Origin of the sequence: Vibrio sp. MMG023 (assembly GCF_021654215.1) — a bacterium.
Taxonomy (GTDB): domain Bacteria; phylum Pseudomonadota; class Gammaproteobacteria; order Enterobacterales; family Vibrionaceae; genus Vibrio; species Vibrio jasicida.
Genome location: NZ_JAKFZP010000012.1, coordinates 59,292 through 78,058, shown reverse-complemented (window position 1 = coordinate 78,058; position 18,767 = coordinate 59,292). Strand labels below are relative to the sequence as shown.

Sequence of the window (18,767 nt, the reverse complement as noted above, 5' to 3'; positions counted from 1 at the left end):
AAACAGGAATTGGCTATAACGGCGTGTAAGATTTTATTTTAAATATTATACTCCCCTCAATTTTTCGGCCCTAAGCACAGTTTTATTTTAATGACAAGTTTAATATTAAGACAACATGCGCAAAACTTTGCTCTACCCCTTGTTATCATTGCGCTCGCGATCGTTACGGGTGTGTCAGTTACCCATCAATTACTCTCCCCCACGAATGAGATTCAAGCCATTGTTCCTAAAGTAGTAATTCACAGCAACATTCGCCAAATATACAAAACCAACTTTCGTCGCACGACCATTAAAACGGGCCGCATTGATTACTCGTTTGTAACATCTCTGATAAACGCTGGATTATCTAAAAAAGAAATAAAATCACTACTGAAATTAATTGAAAACGAATTTGACATTATTGGCTCCGTTCGAAAAGGCGATAAATTTTCAATAAAAACCCGAACTAATAGGTATAACGAAAAATACATCAGTTCTTTTTACTATTCCGGTAGTAAAAGAGACTTTTTCGTTATTAGTGATGGCAAAAACAACGCATACGATGAATATGGCAATAAGCTCATTCGAAAGCCATATTACTCATTTCCACTAGCAAAAAAGCACAAAGTTAGCTCTGGTTTCAATTTAAAACGAAAACACCCAGTCACTGGATTGATTGCCCCACACTTGGGCACCGATTACGCAGTCCCAATTGGTACACCGATACAGAGTATTGCGGACGGTGTTGTTGTTAAATCACGGTATAACCGCTTTGCGGGCAACTACGTTAATATTCGTCACACCAACGGCTCAATGTCTCGTTATCTACATCTATCTAGTAGCGACGTTCGTGTGGGTGACAATGTCACTAAAGGACAAACCATTGGCCGAACAGGTAATACGGGAAGAACAACCGGTCCACACCTGCATTTAGAGCTGATCGTTGATGGTGTTCCTGTTGATTATGCACGTCGAATCAGAACCAACCCTGCTCCCCCCGTAAACATGCAAATGATGTTGGCGGCAAGAAAAGAGCGTGTAGAGCTCATTAAAGAGTTACATAAATACGCCTCTTAATATCGTTTTGGTTTCTTTTTTCAGTTCATCGCAACACAGAACTTGGCTAGTGAATACCTAAAATCTCGTCACTGTCTGTGAGCTTCGATTCGAAAGTGACCAAATCGGAGCGCCAGCAGTGCTTAAGTCGTTAAATATCTTCCGGTCACTCTTGCTCTAACATTTCCGCTCCCCCAATAAAGTGTTAAGATCATCACATGCTCGCTGTAGTGGTAACGAGTGGTGATAATTAGCCCCACTCCCTTAACATCTTCATACGTGATGTAAATAAGACGAATAACCCACCAGCATAACCATGAAACAATAAGGCGATTTTTCAGATGGTTAACAACTCTATCCAGTGGTTTCCGGGCCACATGCATAAAGCCCAAAAAGAGATTGCAGAAGCAATCCCTCAAATAGATGTCATTATTGAAGTGCTTGATGCTCGTATCCCTTTTAGTAGTGAAAACCCTATGATCGCGGAGCTCAAGGGAGATAAGCCAGTAGTAAAAGTACTGAACAAACGTGATCTCGCGGATCCAGAGTTAACCCAAGTTTGGATTGACCATTTCGAGAAAGAACACAACGTAAAAGCGATTGCCATTACTACCTCTCAACAGCCCGAAGTCCAAAAAATTATGGAGTTAGTACGTAAGCTTGCTCCACATCGCGAAGAAATCGGCAAAAACATCCGCACCATGATCATGGGTATCCCCAACGTTGGGAAGTCGACCATTATCAATGCTTTGGCGGGTCGAACTATCGCAGTAACAGGCAACCAACCGGCGGTTACACGTCGTCAGCAACGTATTAACCTTCAAAATGGTATCGTTCTTTCTGACACTCCGGGGATCCTGTGGCCAAAAGTAGAAAACCCACACAGTGGTTTCCGTCTGGCAGCAACTGGCGCAGTAAAAGACACGGCAATGGAATATGATGAAGTCGCCTTCTATACCGTTGAATACTTGGCCGCTCATTACCCTGAACGACTAAAAGAGCGCTACCAAATTGAAGAGCTTCCTGAATCTGATATCGAAATAATGGAAGAGATCGGGCGTCGTCGCGGTGCTTTACGTGCGGGTGGACGTGTAGACCTTCACAAAGTATCTGAAATCCTTCTTCACGAGCTGCGTCAAGGCACTCTAGGTCAAATCACTCTAGAGCTTCCAGAAATGATCACTCAAGAGCTAATCGAAGTAGAAATCGAAACCGCGCGTAAAGAAGAAGAAAAAGCCAAGCGTAAAGAAGAGCGTCGCAAGCGTTACCTTCGTAACAAACGCTAACCAACACTTGTTCAATACTCATCATTTTGAAGGCGCGTATTTATCGCGCCTTTTTTGCATCAAAAATATATTCTTCTTTTCGTAAAAGTCAGACATTCGTTCTCACATTTTGTGGAACTAAGACCTCTAAAAGCCCTCCCTTTTTTCTCTTTGTAATTTGCTTTCTTCGTTAAGTTTTGTAGGAAATATCAAACAAAATCATTAATTTTTATTACGTAAACTAACGGTTATTTTTCAAGCACGATCTTAGTTAGACCCCCGAATGGTAAGGAGTTACAAACCTCACCCAACCCTTAAATGCCGAGTTTGCAAGGACACGCAAAGTTATGCAACTTGACTAATGACAGTTCATTCATATTCGTCAAACTATATAGCTGTCAGCGCTGGCGTTTTTCTGTATTACGAAGAGAACTTATTATGAGTGATAAATCGAAAACGAAACCACTTCCTTCTTTTGTTGAGGAACGCCTGGATTTTTACCTTCAAGATTTGATTGAACAAAACGAGAACCAAAAGCACTTGGTTCTTGGTAAACGTCCAAAAAGTAACGCGGTAATCATGCAAAGTAATGACTACCTAGCGTTGTCTCATAACGAACAAATCCAGAAAGCACATCGGGATGCGATCGTTGAACACGACGATAACGTGGTGATGTCAGCAATCTTCTTACAAGACGAGTCCTCCAAGCCTGCTTTCGAAGCATTGTTAGCCGACTATGTTGGAATGGGCAGTTGTTTACTTTCCCAATCGGGATGGGCTGCTAACATTGGTTTGCTGCAGACCATTTGTCCGCCTGAAACACCGGTCTATATCGACTTCTTTGCGCATATGTCATTGTGGGAAGGTATTCGGGCAGCAGGAGCGCAAGCGCATCCATTCATGCACAACAACATGAGCCACTTGCGTAAGCAGATCCAGCGTCATGGCTCAGGCGTAATCGTGGTAGATTCGGTCTATAGCACGATTGGTACGATCGCCCCACTCCACGACATCTACGAAATGGCGCGTGAGTTTGATTGTGCTTTAGTGGTGGATGAATCCCACTCATTAGGAACACACGGGCCTAACGGCTCTGGCTTGGTAAAAGCGCTGGAACTCACTGATAAAGTCGATTTCATTACTGTCAGTCTGGCAAAAACCTTTGCTTATCGAGCAGGAGCGATTCTCGGCCCAGAAAAACTCGCGAAAACACTTCCTTTTGTTGCTTATCCAGCGATTTTTAGCTCGACGGTATTGCCTCAAGAAGTGATTCGCTTGGAGAAAACGTTGGACGTCATTAAAGGGTCCGATCATAAACGTAAAGACCTTTTTCAGCGCGCCAAAGAGCTCAGAACTGGATTAAAACAGATTGGGTTTAATATTCGGAGCGAATCTCAAATTGTTGCCTTAGAGTGCGGTAGCGAACGAAATACTGAACGTGTGCGTGACTTTCTCGAAGACCGTGATGTTTTTGGCGCAGTATTCTGTCGCCCTGCAACAGGAAAGAACAAAAACATCATACGTTTCTCGATCAACGCCGATATGACACCACGAGACATCGACCACGTGCTTACGGTATGCCAGGAGGCGTTTAACCATCCAGAATTAGTGTTCGTATAATAAGAAAAGACAACGGCCCTTTTGAATGGAAGCTTGTATATTGCCGCTAAAATAAAAGAGCTCAGCGTGTTGCTGAGCTCTACTCGTTATTGATTTCAGTTAGATCCAGTTTGCAATCTTATCGAAGAGTCGGTTCTTATCTGCGGGCTTAACAATAAAATCAGACATCCCAGAAGAACCAATCTTATCTAATGTTACCGGAGAACTATCACCAGTATGTGCAATAATAGGTACAGCCGAATACGCTTTATTTGCCCCACGAATACGTCTTGACGCCTCTACGCCATCCATTACTGGCATCTCAATGTCCATCAAGATAAGGTCGATGCTATCGGTATCCAACGCATCTAAAGCCTGTTGTCCATCTTCTTTTTGAATAACATCAAAACCTTGCTTTTCTAACAACATTGCGGTGAATTTTCGTAAAGATTCATTGTCATCAACTACCATTATCGTGCGCTTATTTGTCGCGTCTAAAGGGCGCACTGGCAGTGCTGTGACAACATAGCTCGCATCATAGAGCAAACGGTCAATAGTGGCTTTGGTGTTCAAGAGCCACGCTTGAGTTTCGACCCAAATCGCGTCAAAACTCACATTACGAACTCGTTCTATTGGATGGTGCTCAAACAAATAGACGATACGAGCTTCTGTGAACGATAGCAAAGACTCAATTTTATCGAGGTGACTTCCTCTAGAATCCAAGCTTTCCATATCAACAAAAATAAGGTCAAACTCGAACTCATATTCTTTCTTCTTGAGGGCTGACGCAATATCCAAAACGGTCAATTCAAACCCCATAAAGCGCGCAATATCAGTAACTTTTGCAACCAATATATTTTGTTCCGTAACCATTAAAACGGTCTTCAGCTTGGTCAGCTCATTTTTAATTTCTTTAACCGAGTTTGAGGTAATCAGTGGAAACGTCATGGTGAACTGAGACCATTCACCAACTTCTGATTGGCACTTGATGTCGCCGCCGAATGAACGCATCACCTTCTTACAAAATGGCAATCCTAATCCATAATTACCTGATTTACCGGTCGTGTAAAAATCTCTAAAGATGCTGCGAATCACCTCGCTCGGAATACCTGAACCGTTATCCGTAACAACAATTTGGTTCACGACCTCATCACTGTACATGGTGACGTGAATATGAAAATCTTCGGAACTGCGATGATGAAAGGCATTCTTGAATAGGTTGTACATCACATACTTCAACAACGTATCACTACCTAAGAAATCAAATTCACTTCTTACATCCAAAGAGATAGCAAAACGGTCTGTCGAACGTTTATAGCTGAAGCTCTCGATAGCACTCTCCACGACACTTTGTGCCGAGTGTTTCTTGAATGTTGAGCGAGAGACACGATTTTCATCAATCGAGGTAAGCAACAAATCAATCGTCTCGTTTCCAGAGTGAATGATGTTCATTGCGTCATCGCTCACTTCCCGTAACAGTGTCACATCTTCATCACTTAAAACATATTGTTCTTTCCTCCCCTGTTTAGGGTTGGGCAGCACGGATTGAATAACATCAATCGACGTTAGTAAGCCGCTAAGAGGGTTGCGCATTTCATGGGCGATACCAGCCCCAAAAGACTTAGCCAAAGAAACCTTTGCTTCGTGCTCGACCTGATTACGGAAGTAAAACAAGTTGCCAAACAGGTAAATAAACAAAAAGATTGGCACGTGAGTCCAATCCATCGTGAGTTCTAAATGGAAACCTTGAGCAACCCAAGCAAAAAACGTCGCTAGCCCAATCCCGGCAAATGTTTGAGCAAACATTACTCGCGTAATATGTACCAACAAAATATGCAGAAATATCGCCGACATAAAGGACATGACCCACACGTTGGACCAATTATTCATCAACAACATGTAGAAAAAGAAGCAAGGTAAACAAAGTGTGACCGCAACTTGGTAGTAAGCAGGTAAATATCGGCGCCATTGAAAAGGCATACGATTACGAGCAATGATGCCGAAGAACAAAACGGAACACAGTAAACGTAGCGGTAGATTTTCATAGGGTTGCGGGAACATAAACTCCCACACTACGTAATAGATTGGGAATCCAACAAAGCCCATCCATCCTACTAGCGTTAGGTTTGGTTCTGCGTACTGATAAACTTTGCGAATCGCGTCCATATTGAATACTTTATTAACTAAGCCTTAACGTTGTTGACTAATTTTATGGTTTGCTTTGTTTTCATTCTATTTGCCCTTCAATTATATATTACTTAAGGAGCATAAGCAGTGAGACTTCAATCAAATATTTCGCGACGCTCTACTTTAAATTCAGCTCGTTATATTCACAAAATTAATAATTAAGCAAATTCGAATATTAAATAAACAAAAACGCGAACTCGCGCAATGTCTCATGCAGGAAAGCCGTGCAACATCAATTTCTAGAGAGAACACGCTCTCACCGGCTCAACTTATCAAACAAGGAAGCCTATGCAACCAATAGCAATCAAAAATGTCGTATTCGATGTTGGAAATGTACTCGTTAGATGGTCGCCAATCGAAATTGTTAGACTCACTTTTGGCAATGATGCCGATGTGGAATGGCTCGTCAAAGATCTGTTCACAAGCTCAATTTGGACGGACTTAAATAAAGGCCTGATTAGCGAGTCGCAAGCCAAACAGCGTTATCAACAAGAGAAGCAACTTTCAGCAACAGATTGTGAACGACTCTTTTATTATGTAAAACAAACACAATTGCTGATTTACGGCAGTGTCGATTTACTGAAACGTTTAAAAGCTGCGGGTTATGGCGTCTATGCGTTAACCGACAACGTGGTAGAAATTGTTGAGTATCTCAAATCAACGTATCAATTCTGGCCGCTGTTCGATGGCACGACGGTTTCTGCCGAATTGGGGTTATTGAAACCTCAACCAGAAATCTATCAGAACCTTCTTGAGGCTCACCAACTTGTTGCTTCAGAAACGGTGTTTCTTGATGATATGCCTTATAACGTAGAGGGGGCAAAAGCGGTTGGTATGGCTGCAATTCAGTTTGAAAATGCTCAACAATGCGAAACTGCCTTGAAACAGCTTGGATTAATATTCTAATCTTCTGCTTTCCTGTCAGCCATAAAAAAGAGCAGCGAATTCGCTGCTCGTTCATGTTTGATACGTGAGTAATGTCTAAGAATAAATTACGTTTTCTTCAATCCCGCTCACTAAGGATTGAGCACTGGACCAACGGAATACTTTTTCCATGACCTCATTTCCACTAGGCGCTTTCCAACTGCGCTCTTGACACTCTTGCCCACCGATATGCTGATAAAATTCTACCGCGGGTTCATTTTGTGAAACTACCTCAAGATATAAACCACTATCTTTGAAATATTGTTGGTGCCACTCCGCAACCGCAAGTAAAAGCTGTTTACCGATCCCACGCCCTTGATAACCACCATCAACATGTAGCGCTTCAATGAAGCTGCCACGTTCAAAGTCATGATTACCGAACACACAAACAAAACCAAGAAGAAGACCACCCTCTTCTGCTAATACGATGTGTTGGTTAAATGGAGGGTTTGTCAGACGCGTTTGCCAAATCAGTAATTTGTCGTCACTCGCTTCGCTATCCAAATAGCCGTCACTCAGAATGCCACGGTAATGTCGCTTCCAACTGTCCACGTGTAACTGCGCGATGCGTTCATAATCCTTATATTCCGCTAATCGTAATTCCATTACGTATTCCTATTTTCTTACATTTCTTTGCTTCTCTATCGAGCTTTGGCATTTTCCACCTCATTCCGGTCTTATTATTGGCAGATTTTACAAATCTAACGCCATAGCTCATTGATTAATACTACTCATTATTCGTTTAAAAGCAAAATATCCCACCAATAAGCGCGATAAATCATAAACATTGTGCAGCGATAGAGCAGTCACAACTCGATACAAAGTCGTCTAACTTTAGTTTGACTTACACGTGTACGCTGATATTCTAGCGAACAGTTGTTAGCTCAAAGTTAGGGACACATCGTGACGCATAATAAACCGCCCATTATCTGGTTGAATCTATTGATATTTTCTGCCAGTTTTATTCTGACTTTTGTTGTATTGCCTTGGTATGCATACCACTACGGATTAGGTTGGGAACATCTGATCTGGGGTATCATCGCCTTTAGTTTTACCAATCTCTCCATTACCGCGGGTTATCACCGTCTGTGGAGCCACAAAACCTATGAAGCTCACCCAGTTTTACGATTCATCTTTGCCATCGGTGGTGCTTTCTCTCTTCAAAACAGTGCAATGCATTGGTCTTCTGATCATCGTGTTCACCACAAACATGTAGATGACAATGACAAAGACCCATATTCAGCGAAACGCGGATTTTGGTATTCGCATATTGGTTGGATGTTACGCGACTATAATAAATCGAAAGAAAACGAGTACACCAACTGTCGTGATTTGAAACGCGATAAGGTCGTCGTGTGGCAGCATAAATATTATGTTCCACTCGCAATTCTGACCAATATTGGCTTTCCTCTCGCATTGGGTTTGATATACGGCGATGTATTGGGAATGTTTTTAATCGTTGGAGCAGCTCGCCTCTTCCTAAGCCATCACACTACCTTCTTTATTAACTCATTGGCGCACGTTTGGGGTAAGCAAACCTTCACAGACAAAAACACGGCTCGTGATAACGGTATTTTGGCTTTCTTTACCTTTGGTGAGGGATACCATAATTTCCACCATATCTTTGAGAACGATTACCGAAATGGTGTGTACTGGTGGCATTACGACCCAACGAAATGGTTGATAAAATCATGCTCTTGGCTGGGGTTAACAACCAAACTTCGTACGACATCGACTTTCCGTATCGAAAAAGCGCGCGCAACTCAGTTGCTGAAAAAGGCAAAAGAAAAGTTAGAAACGAAACCGAATAGCCAATCGATTCGAGACCAACTTCAGCAGGAATTCGATGCACTTGTACACCACATGCAAGAATATTATGAAGCGCGAAAAGAAGTGCTTGGTGAGAAAACAGCAACGGTAGTGAAAAAGTACGAACGTTCCGTATCAAAGCTGAAATACGAACAAATTAAGGAAGAATTTGAACGTCAACAACGCAGTTGGAACCTCTTAGTGCGACGCTACGCATAACGTGTAACTCGCGCTTCAATATAAAGACGTCAAAACAAAAGCTCCGTTCATTCGGAGCTTTTTTGTTCAATCAAGCCCCTTTAACGTGATCTAGCTCGAACTATCGCTTTTCCTATTTTTTAATCATTTCGTACGATTTTTATTCGACAAATCGTTCATATTTTCCGTTCTTTAAAATCAATAAAACCAGTGCATAACACCTACAAAACGTAATTTAAACAATATAATCCAGCGCAATTATTTATTAATCTATTATTTGTTTTAGATCATGCTAGCTCTAATTTAGTCTCGTGCCACAAGAAAGAATTCTGTAAATTCCTTGTCATAAACTGAAACAGTTTCTTTCTTTTTTTCATAATATCTGGAGACAACCCTATGTTAGAGCTCTTAATTGGCTTGGCAGTGACCATTGCTGTGGGTTATTTCATTGTCAAAGGCTACAAAGCCGCTGGCGTGTTATTAACCGCAGGTATCAGTTTGCTTCTTATGACAGGTCTGCTTGGCCATGACGTTCTGCCATCAAAAATAACCTCAACGGGTAATATGGTGACGGACTCACTAGAGTACGTAAAATACATGCTTCAATACCGTGGTGGCGGCCTAGGTATGCAAATCATGCTACTTTGTGGCTTTGCGTCTTACATGACCCACATCGGCGCAAACAATGTAGTAGTAAAACAGTTCTCTAAACCGCTTTCTGTTATCAAGTCTCCATACGTCCTTTTGGTAGCGGCTTACATCGTGGCATGTTTGATGTCTCTTGCAGTGAGTTCAGCAACTGGCCTAGGCGTTTTGTTGATGGCAACCCTGTTCCCGATGATGACGGCTATGGGTATCTCTCGCCCAGCAGCGGTTGCAGTATGTGCTTCACCTGCGGCAATCATCCTTTCACCAACTTCTGGTGACGTGGTCATCGCGGCAGAAAAATCAGGCCTAGCGCTTGACGTGTTCGCGGTTCAAACTGTACTGCCTGTGTCTATTTGTGCAATCATCGTAATGGCTGCAGCAGCTTTCTTCTGGAATAAATACCTAGATAAGAAAGACAACACACCAATGGAAAAAATTGACGTATCAGAAATCAAAGCTGATGCGCCAGCGTTCTACGCAGTTCTTCCTTTCCTTCCAATCATCGGTGTATTCCTATTCAACGGTCGTACGATTCCTGGACTGACTCTAGACATCTACACTATCGTGGTAGGTTCTATCTTCTTGGGTGCAGTGATTCACTATGTGGTGAACAAGTTCGACGGTAAGAAGTCACTTGAAGATCTCGATTCATGCTATGCCGGTATGGCAGACGCGTTCAAAGGTGTAGTCATGCTGTTGGTTGCGGCGGGCGTATTCGCACAAGGTCTAATGTCTATTGGCGCTATCGATAACCTACTACACCTTGCAGACAACGCGGGTGCGGGCGGCATTGCGCTCATGCTTATCCTAACGGGTCTAACTGTTGCCGCTGCGATTGCGACGGGTTCTGGTAACGCTCCATTCTACGCGTTCGTAGAGCTTGCTCCTTCACTGGCTGCGAAGATGGGTCTTAACCCTGCGTTCCTAATCATCCCAATGCTACAAGCATCTAACTTAGGTCGTACTATCTCGCCAGTATCTGGTGTAATCGTTGCGACTTCTGGTATGGCAAACATCAGCCCATTCGAAGTGGTGAAACGTACATCAGTACCAGTTCTAGCTGGTCTGCTTACGGTTATCATCGGTACGATGGTTCTTGTACCAATGACGGCATAAGCACCGACCGTATAATAGCGATTTACAAAGGCTCGGCTTCTATGTCGAGCCTTTTAGCATCGATTCAACACACCTCGTCAACACTTTTCCTCCCTCTGATACTCCCTATTGAATACGCAATGTGTCTCTTATTTACAAAACACAGCACATTATAAGCCAGACTAATTTGCTTAATATCTCAGCTACTTATATAACGTTCCAATACATTCAAAAAATGGAACTTACTATGACTTCACTTATTGTTTTTATCGTCATCCTTTTGCTTATCGCGGTGTTTGCGGTCAGCATTTACAACAAGCTAGTGACGCTACGTAACCGCTTTAAAAACAGCTTTGCTCAAATTGAGGTTCAGTTAAAACGTCGCTACGACCTGATCCCAAACCTTGTTAGTACAGCAAAGGGCTACATGGAGCATGAGAAAGAAACGTTTGAGCGAGTGATTCAAGCTCGAAACCAAGCAATATCCGGTTTGAAAGCAGCCAGTAACGCACCAGACAGCGACGCAGCCATTAGCCAATTAGCACAAGCAGAAGGCATGTTACAAAATGCACTAGGCAAGTTAAATGTGGTTGTAGAAGCGTACCCAGAACTGAAAGCCAACGAAACCATGAGCCAACTGCAAGAAGAGCTGACCAGCACAGAGAATAAAGTCGCTTTTGCTCGCCAAGCGTTTAACGATGCAGTGACCAGCTACAACACCTACAAGCAAACTTTTCCACCCGTTCTGTTTGCCAATATGTTTGGCTTCCAAGACGGTAAGCTGCTTGAGTTTGCAGACAGCGAAGCAATCCAAGAAGCGCCAAAGGTTGAGTTCTAATGGATTTCTTTGACCATCAAGATACCGCACGTCAACGTACCGGGCTTTTGGTGTTTCTGTTTTCCTTAGCGGTATTTGTCATTACAGGTTTGGTCAGTGTCCTATCGATTGGTATTTACTATGGGGTGACGGGTGAGCCATTTGATCAAAACACAGCCATTAGCTACGTCTTATTGTGCTTTGCGGGTGTCGTGTTGATCGTAGCAATAAGTTCGATGATTCGCCTATCTGACTTATCTTCAAACGGTGGCCGAGGCGTTGCAGAAAGCATCGGTGGCAAGCTGATTTCCTCCAACACAACAGACGCCAAACACAGGCGACTTCTTAACGTGGTAGAAGAAATGGCGATCGCGTCAGGGATTCCCGTTCCTCCTGTTTATGTGATGCAGGAAGAACGAGGCATCAACGCGTTTGCCGCTGGCATGAGTATTGATGATGCTGTAATCGGTGTCACACAAGGCGCACTAGACACCTTCACACGTGATGAATTACAAGGCGTGATTGCTCATGAGTTTAGCCACATCTTAAACGGTGACATGCGCCTGAACACACGTTTAATCGGGGTACTCTTCGGCATCACTTGCATTGCCCATTTCGGTCATCTGGTGTTAGACAACACACACCACACCAGTCGCGTCTCAAGAAGCTCCTCCGATTCTGATAAAGGCTTTGCTGTCATCATGTTGGTCGCGATTGTATGTTTAGTGCTTGGTTGGGTTGGTACTTTATTTGGATCAATGATCAAAGCAGCTATCTCACGACAACGTGAGTTCTTAGCGGACGCGAGTGCGGTTCAGTTTACTCGTAATGACCAAGGCATTTCAGGTGCTCTAAAGAAGATTGGCGGTCACGCATCTGGATCTAGCTTAAATGCACAAGCGAGCAGCCAAATGAGCCACATGATGTTTGGGCAAAGCAGTTTGTCTGGCTTCACCGGCTTCTTCGCTACTCACCCACCTCTGGAAGAGCGAATCCGTCGCATCGAACCTAACTGGGACGGCAGCTTTTTACACAGAAGTCAGAACCACGCTTCAGCGTTTGGAAATGAACAAGTCAGTGGGTTTTCGTCCGATGCCGACTTTGGTTATACGCACCTTGAAACTCAAGTTGAAACACAAACTTCTTCAGAGCTAAGTGAAACGGGTAAACTGCTTATCAGCCAATTGCCCCAAGGCTTGGTAGACATTGCGCGTGAACCCTACAGTTCGCGCTTTATTGCATTGCTTCTGATCTTTGATGGTAGTGATGTGCAACGTGAGATGATTAAAGGTCATATTCCAATGGTCTCGCACGCAAAGCTGTTACCGTGGCTGGATTACGATTTGCCCCTACATTTGAGGCTTCCTCTACTAGAGCTCGCTCTCCCTGCGCTTAAATCGATAAGTGAAGGTCAGAAAAGTAGACTTTGCCAAGTGTTGCGTGAATTGTCTCAAACCGATAATCATTACTCACTAGGTGAATGGTGCGTCATTAACTTGTTAGAAAAGCAGCTTATTGCGCCATTTGGTTCTACTCGCCAGAACAAAACCTTTAAGCAGCTCAAAGAAAGCGTTCACTGGTTACTACGTGAATTGGCATGGGTCACCCATTCAGAGCACGAAGGCGCGCAGCGAGCATTCAACGCTTCGCTCAAATCGCTAGGGTTTGCAGAAACCACGCTAATAGAACCAAATAACGACTGGCGCTTAAGTCGCGCAGCACTGGAGTTGTTGCTGCAACTTAAGCCACTTCAACGACGCCAGTTTGTTAAGGCGTGTCGTTTGGCTATTGAGTCTGACGGCAAGATTACCGTCGCAGAAGGCGAATTGTATCGAGTGATAGCATGCTTCTTAGAAGTGCCAGAACCGCCACTGACTGTGACGCTTTAACTGCACAAAGTAAAACGCCAGCAATGAATGCTGGCGTTTTATATTCGTAAACGGTTTTACGCTGTCGCGACTTTAAAGCGCTCTGGAATCTTAGTGATGCTTTGACGATAGCTGAACCACAAGTAGGTTACCGCTAATGAGAAGAACAAGTAAGACAAAGCAAACACGATTGGAGAAGTAATCAACTCAGCTGACATCCCCCACATTACACCAACTACGGTAATCGTCAATTTAGATAACATGCCACAGATCAGTAAGAACAAAGCAAGCTGTGGGAAACGCGAACTACGGAATGCGAAGAAGTAGCAGCTACCTACTGCAAGCGATGCAATAGAAAGACCTAGCATGAATGAATGGATGTGATCTGCTGATGCGACACCTGCAGAAACAGAAGCCATAAGTAATAGGAACAATTTCATAAGTCACCTCACTACGAGTAGAGAAAAGCATCCTTTCATTAATGAAAACTCATTTTGCGCCCTATTTTGCTTATCTATTTGGCAATTACAAGCACAATTTTTGTTCAATTTATGTTCACTGCATCCTTCCGAATTAAGTTATTACAAGCAGTTAACATTCTCTAATTTATAAACCCTTTAGTTCCTGCACTTACAGAAAACAGTCTCTATTTTGCCCACTTTTGTTACAGAACATTAACACTAAAATATTTTGAAACTTTTTGTTTAAACTGTGAGCCAAACACTCAGCTTCACGCTATCCACCTTGTTTCACTTAGGATCTCACTACCAAACCAGCGGCTCTTTACGTTAGATCAACATTTTCTTCATATATAAAACCATCCCATTACAAACATTTTTAATGCTTCAAATTATTTTTAGTGATAGGGGTAAAAAGAGATTCCAATCACACATTTATTGGTTATAATCCGCGCTCATTACGTTATGTGTTGAAAAACGCAAACTTATTTTGAGCAAACCTTATCTTTAAACCGACCCCTCTTTGCTATTTGCCTAGGGGTATTACTGAGAACAAAAATGAGCAAGATTGATAAAGCTATGCGCATCCTGTTAGCAGGATTCTGTATCAACCTTTGTCTTGGCATCCTGTATGCTTGGAGTGTATTCAACAAAGCACTAGTGACAGAGTCAGGCTGGAGCGCAGCAGAAGCATCTGCACCTTACGCGACTGCAACTATTACTTTCTCTATCTGTCTTCTTGTTGCAGGTATTCTTCAAGACCGTATGGGCCCACGTTTGATCCTTATCCTAGGTACTGTTCTTACAGGTCTAGGCATGATTGCGTCTGGTTTTGTTAACTCGCCTCTAATGCTGAACATCACTTTCGGTGTGATCACTGGTGCAGGTATCGGTTTTGGTTACGCGTGTCTTTCTCCTTCAGCAATGAAGTGGTTCCACGCATCTAAGAAAGGTATGGTTAACGGCATCATCGCAGCAGGTTTCGGTCTAGCAGCTATCTACCTAGCTCCTGTGACTTCTGCGCTGATCGACAGCATGGGCATTCAAACAAGCTTCCTAGTTCTTGGTGTTGGTATCCTTGCTATCGCTGTTCCTCTAGCAGCAACAATCAACAACCCACCAGCGGATTACACGCCAGCAGAGCCTAAAGTAAAAGAAGGTCAAGCACCGAAGGTTGTTAAGAAGTCTGACGACCTAACGTGGAAAGCAATGCTTAAAACGCCACAGTTCTACTCTCTATGGATCATGTACGCGTTCGCAGCTTCTGTTGGCCTAATGATCATCGGTAACATCACGACTATCGCAAGTGTTCAAGCGAACCTACCAAACGCAGTTTACCTAGCGTCTATCCTTGCGGTATTTAACTCAGGCGGTCGTGTAGCAGCAGGTATGCTTGCAGACAAGATCGGCGGCGTACGCACTCTTCTTCTAGCGTTCGTTCTACAGGGCATCAACATGGTTCTGTTCGCAACGTTCAAGACTGAGTTCACGCTGATCATCGGTACAGCAATCGCGGCAGTAGGTTACGGTACGCTTCTAGCAGTATTCCCTACTCTAACGGCTGAATTCTACGGTCTGAAGAACTACGGTACTAACTACGGCGTGCTATACACAGCATGGGGTATCGGTGGTGCAATCGGTGCTGCTGTTGTTGGCTTCTCGATGACAAATGGCGAAGGCTACACACTGGCTTACACAGTATCAGCAGCAATGATGGCGGTATGTATCGTACTAGCGTTCATCACTAAGCCACTGACTGAAGCAAAAGTAGCACAACTGAAAAACGCTTAATCGCCAGTCCAGCTCTATTTATCTAATAGATCTGCAGAAATTGATTCGAAAAAGGCTTAACCTATGGGTTAAGCCTTTTTTATTGTTAGTTGGTTATGGAAAACACGGTCGAACTCGCCCCAGATTACTATCTCAATAACTTCTTTAAACTCACGCAGCACGCCACCGAGTGGTACTGTGATTTGCTCACTTCAGAAGAGCATCTGTGGTTATCAGTTTTTGAAAGCTTATCCAAACCCGCTCAATGTCTTCTCGTACGCTTGTACAGTCGCAACGGCTGTTGGTTTCGTAGCGACAAACTCAACTATCAAGAAATCGAGAATATCGAGTCGGCTTTGGGTGAATTGGCTGGTCATGATTTTGTCTCGCTATCCCCTGACCTAACGACGCAAGAATTAGCGGCGAATCTACTGACCAAGCCAGAGATCGTCACGCTCTATCCTGAGTATCCTAAATCCCTCAAGAAAGAGGCATTAGTGGCATGCCTGAGTGAAGAACGTTTCGAGCTATTTGAGGCTCTGGATTTCACGGTGATTAAGCTTAACTCCGCACAGATGATTGATGTTTTGCTGACGCTGTTTTTTGCTAATACCCATCAAGACCTCAGCCAGTTCGTGCTCGACGATTTAGGTTTACACCAATTCGAACAATACCAGTTAAGTAAAGCGCGTCGATTCTTTGAGAGCAGAAAGCAAATCGATCGGCTTATCGAGCTCAGTGAGCTCTCCAACCTTTATTGGCAATGCGACAGAAAACAAAAAGCGAATCTCGATATTCTTATTGAAGCGATGCCAGAACGGGTTGAGCATCGCTACGTCGAGCGTAAACGCGAACACATGATTAACGACATTGCCCGCGATTACGAGCGCATAAACGAACTTGAAATTGCAATCGCACTGTTTGAGACGACCACACTCGCACCAAGCCGAGAACGTCGTGCTCGCATCTACGACAAGTTAGAACAAAATGATTTATTTAGTGACGTTGTCATGGGCATGCTCGCTGACCCTATTGATATCTCTGAGTTTGAGGTGGCACAGAAGCTCGAACAACGCGTTAAACGTAAACAAGGCTTGAAAGTCCCGAGAGCCACCAAGCCAAAATGCAACGAATACCACATCGAATTAGATCTATCCCAGCAACGTGTGGAGCTGGTAACCAAAGCGCATTTCGAAAGTTTAGGTTGGACCGTCTTCTATTCCGAAAATACCTTACTCAACAGCTTGTTAGGATTAACCTTGTGGGATGCGATTTTTGCGCCAATAGAAGGTGCATTCATTAACGCTTATCAACATCGACCATTGGATTTGTATCACGCCGATTTTGCCGATAAAAGAAAGCAACTTATCGACAATGCGCTTGAGCAAGTTCAACAAGGGAATACACAGGCATTGTTTGATACATACAGAGATAAAGTTGGGATCAGTAATCCCTTCGTCAGTTGGGCATACGTGAACGAAGAGCTGATATCCCTAGCTCTTGAACACATCCCTAATGACCTGTTGGCCGAACTGTTTAACGTACAGTTAAGCGACCTAAAACTCTATCGAAACGGCATGCCGGACTTGATTGCTTTTAAAGATGGGAAGTTTGAATGGATAGAAGTGAAAGGTCCGGGCGATAAACTCCAAGATAACCAATGGCGTTGGATCAAGGAGTTCAATCGCCTCAATGTGCCGTTCTCAGTCTGTTATGTATACCCAAGTGACTTCAAGATGCAGGATTCAGAGCGTTGTCATTGACTCGAGGTCAAGGAAAACGACGCCGCGTAATAGCCAGCTCTTTCCAAGTTGTTTGACGCAGAGATCGGGGCAATGACACGCTCCCGAAGGGCGAGCTGTCTTGGCTTGTATACTTTGTTGTCGATTCTTGATTTAGAGTGACTAGATCTTTAAATCGCCGCCGCGTCTACAAACCAAGTCATTCTCGCTGAACCTAGCATCTCGAGGTTACTTGGGTATAACAGCACAAGCTTAGAAAAGAGCCAGAATGGTCTTAGCTACTTACTTTGGCGTTCTTCTGCCCTTTCTTCTCTTTCAATTGATCAATCACGTAGCTTGGTGCGACTTTCTCTAGTTCGCCCAAGCACTCGTCCGTTTTCGGATTGTCGTAACGAACATAAATGTCGCAAACCGCGTAAAGTTGCTCTGGCGCACCAGAGATCAAATACGCTTGTTCAAAAGATTTCACCGATTTGTCTAGGTTGTAGTCTTCTTGCAGTACGCCATTGAGATACCAGTAGTAGCTGTTATCTTTCGCCATGTTGGCCGCTTTTTCGATTTCTGTCGCTGCATTCTTCTTCTCATCCAAACGTACTAGTGTCAGCGCTTTCGAGTAGTGCAAAGACGCATTATCAGGATGAAGTTTGATCGCAGAATCCAACGTCTTGACCGCATCGGCATCGCGTTGTTGCGCACGGAAGTTATCGGCCAGACTCAACCAGATTTGTGGATTCTCCGGTTGATTGGTCACCAAAGCTTGATAGATTTTATCTGCTTTATCCCATTCATGATGCCAACGATACACATCCGCTAATAACAGTTTCGAGCCGTCATCTTTCTTGTGCTCCAGGTAGCTGATTAGTTCAGCAACCGGCGCTTCAAGCGTTTGTTGTTGCTCGCTGCTCACGTTAGAAAAGTCACGCACTAAGTTGGTCGCAGCAGTAATGCGAACCATGGCCTCTGGATCACTCAACAGTGGCTCAATCATGCGCCAGCGATGTTCAATCGTGTACGGTTCTGCTCCGACAATCGCGGCTTCACGAACCGCGGGGTCTTGGTCTTGAAGGCTGCGTGCAACTGCCACCAGCGCGTTTTGACTTGGGTATTTCGCCAGCTCATGCAACGCTTCAATACGCTTTTCTACTGGCTGTTTCACGTCTTGAGCTTGATAAGACCACTTCGCAACCACTTGCTGTGGCGACATCTGTGCTGAATGGGTTTCCTCAGCACTTGTTACGCTCGCAGAAGAAACTTGGTTCGGTGCTAGCAAGGTTTCATCCTGCGCTGCAACAGATTGGCTTACGGTGACGCCTAGAGCGATGGCTAATAACGTTTTTGAGAATGTCATATCA

The 18,767-nt window shown here is 43.8% G+C and carries 14 protein-coding genes; 10 read left to right on the top strand and 4 right to left on the bottom strand.

Features of this window, described 5'->3' with window-relative positions; all coding sequences use genetic code 11:
* Positions 1–90 precede the first annotated feature (90 nt).
* The 3 genes from L1076_RS24895 (at position 91) to cqsA (ending at position 3,920) form a co-directional block, all read left to right on the top strand.
* A complete protein-coding gene (locus L1076_RS24895; protein ID WP_237304684.1) occupies positions 91–1,056 on the top strand; it encodes a peptidoglycan DD-metalloendopeptidase family protein in 966 nt (321 codons plus the stop codon).
* A gap of 320 nt (positions 1,057–1,376) precedes the next feature.
* On the top strand, positions 1,377–2,321 hold the full coding sequence (gene ylqF / locus L1076_RS24890; RefSeq protein ID WP_038867858.1) for a ribosome biogenesis GTPase YlqF: 945 nt from the start codon (positions 1,377–1,379) through the stop codon (positions 2,319–2,321).
* A 297-nt stretch (positions 2,322–2,618) separates the two neighbouring features.
* Positions 2,619–3,920: an alpha-hydroxyketone-type quorum-sensing autoinducer synthase gene (gene cqsA, locus L1076_RS24885; RefSeq protein WP_275424176.1), complete on the top strand. Its 1,302-nt coding sequence runs from the start codon at positions 2,619–2,621 to the stop codon at positions 3,918–3,920.
* 99 nt (positions 3,921–4,019) lie between these two features.
* On the opposite strand, the gene L1076_RS24880 is transcribed toward cqsA, so the two are convergent.
* Positions 4,020–6,065 (bottom strand): hybrid sensor histidine kinase/response regulator, encoded by a 2,046-nt coding sequence (locus L1076_RS24880; protein WP_237304682.1) that lies wholly within the window; start codon positions 6,063–6,065, stop codon positions 4,020–4,022.
* A 309-nt stretch (positions 6,066–6,374) separates the two neighbouring features.
* Between L1076_RS24880 and L1076_RS24875 the strand changes: the two genes are divergently transcribed.
* The gene (locus L1076_RS24875) at positions 6,375–6,992 is read left to right on the top strand and encodes an HAD family phosphatase (protein WP_039977003.1); all 618 of its coding nucleotides are present in this window, start codon (positions 6,375–6,377) and stop codon (positions 6,990–6,992) included.
* A gap of 75 nt (positions 6,993–7,067) precedes the next feature.
* Here the strand turns inward: L1076_RS24875 and L1076_RS24870 are convergent, their stop codons facing one another.
* Positions 7,068–7,616, bottom strand: coding sequence for a GNAT family N-acetyltransferase (locus L1076_RS24870; protein ID WP_038867865.1), 549 nt, complete (start codon positions 7,614–7,616; stop codon positions 7,068–7,070).
* A gap of 297 nt (positions 7,617–7,913) precedes the next feature.
* On the opposite strand from L1076_RS24870, the gene L1076_RS24865 reads away from it, so the two are divergent.
* The 4 genes from L1076_RS24865 to L1076_RS24850 all read left to right on the top strand — a co-directional run bounded on the left by L1076_RS24865 (position 7,914) and on the right by L1076_RS24850 (position 13,466).
* A complete protein-coding gene (locus L1076_RS24865; protein WP_038878823.1) occupies positions 7,914–9,038 on the top strand; it encodes a fatty acid desaturase in 1,125 nt (374 codons plus the stop codon).
* A 375-nt stretch (positions 9,039–9,413) separates the two neighbouring features.
* Positions 9,414–10,781 (top strand): anaerobic C4-dicarboxylate transporter DcuC, encoded by a 1,368-nt coding sequence (gene dcuC, locus L1076_RS24860; RefSeq protein ID WP_042602435.1) that lies wholly within the window; start codon positions 9,414–9,416, stop codon positions 10,779–10,781.
* 226 nt (positions 10,782–11,007) lie between these two features.
* A complete protein-coding gene (locus L1076_RS24855; protein ID WP_198593965.1) occupies positions 11,008–11,598 on the top strand; it encodes a LemA family protein in 591 nt (196 codons plus the stop codon).
* Positions 11,598–13,466 carry a M48 family metallopeptidase gene (locus L1076_RS24850; protein ID WP_237304681.1) on the top strand — a complete coding sequence of 623 codons (1,869 nt, stop codon included), beginning with the start codon at positions 11,598–11,600 and terminating at the stop codon, positions 13,464–13,466. The genes L1076_RS24855 and L1076_RS24850 overlap by 1 nt, the downstream gene beginning before the upstream one ends.
* A 56-nt stretch (positions 13,467–13,522) precedes the next feature.
* Here the strand turns inward: L1076_RS24850 and L1076_RS24845 are convergent, their stop codons facing one another.
* Complete coding sequence (locus L1076_RS24845) at positions 13,523–13,885, bottom strand: hypothetical protein (RefSeq protein ID WP_045407565.1); 363 nt, start codon at positions 13,883–13,885, stop codon at positions 13,523–13,525.
* Between the two features lie 576 nt (positions 13,886–14,461).
* On the opposite strand from L1076_RS24845, the gene L1076_RS24840 reads away from it, so the two are divergent.
* Positions 14,462–15,694 carry an OFA family MFS transporter gene (locus tag L1076_RS24840; RefSeq protein ID WP_042602439.1) on the top strand — a complete coding sequence of 411 codons (1,233 nt, stop codon included), beginning with the start codon at positions 14,462–14,464 and terminating at the stop codon, positions 15,692–15,694.
* 95 nt (positions 15,695–15,789) lie between these two features.
* On the top strand, positions 15,790–17,436 hold the full coding sequence (locus L1076_RS24835; RefSeq protein ID WP_237304680.1) for a VRR-NUC domain-containing protein: 1,647 nt from the start codon (positions 15,790–15,792) through the stop codon (positions 17,434–17,436).
* Between the two features lie 253 nt (positions 17,437–17,689).
* On the opposite strand, the gene L1076_RS24830 is transcribed toward L1076_RS24835, so the two are convergent.
* Positions 17,690–18,763, bottom strand: a complete 1,074-nt coding sequence (locus tag L1076_RS24830) for a HEAT repeat domain-containing protein (protein ID WP_237304679.1) — start codon at positions 18,761–18,763, stop codon at positions 17,690–17,692.
* Positions 18,764–18,767: the final 4 nt, after the last annotated feature.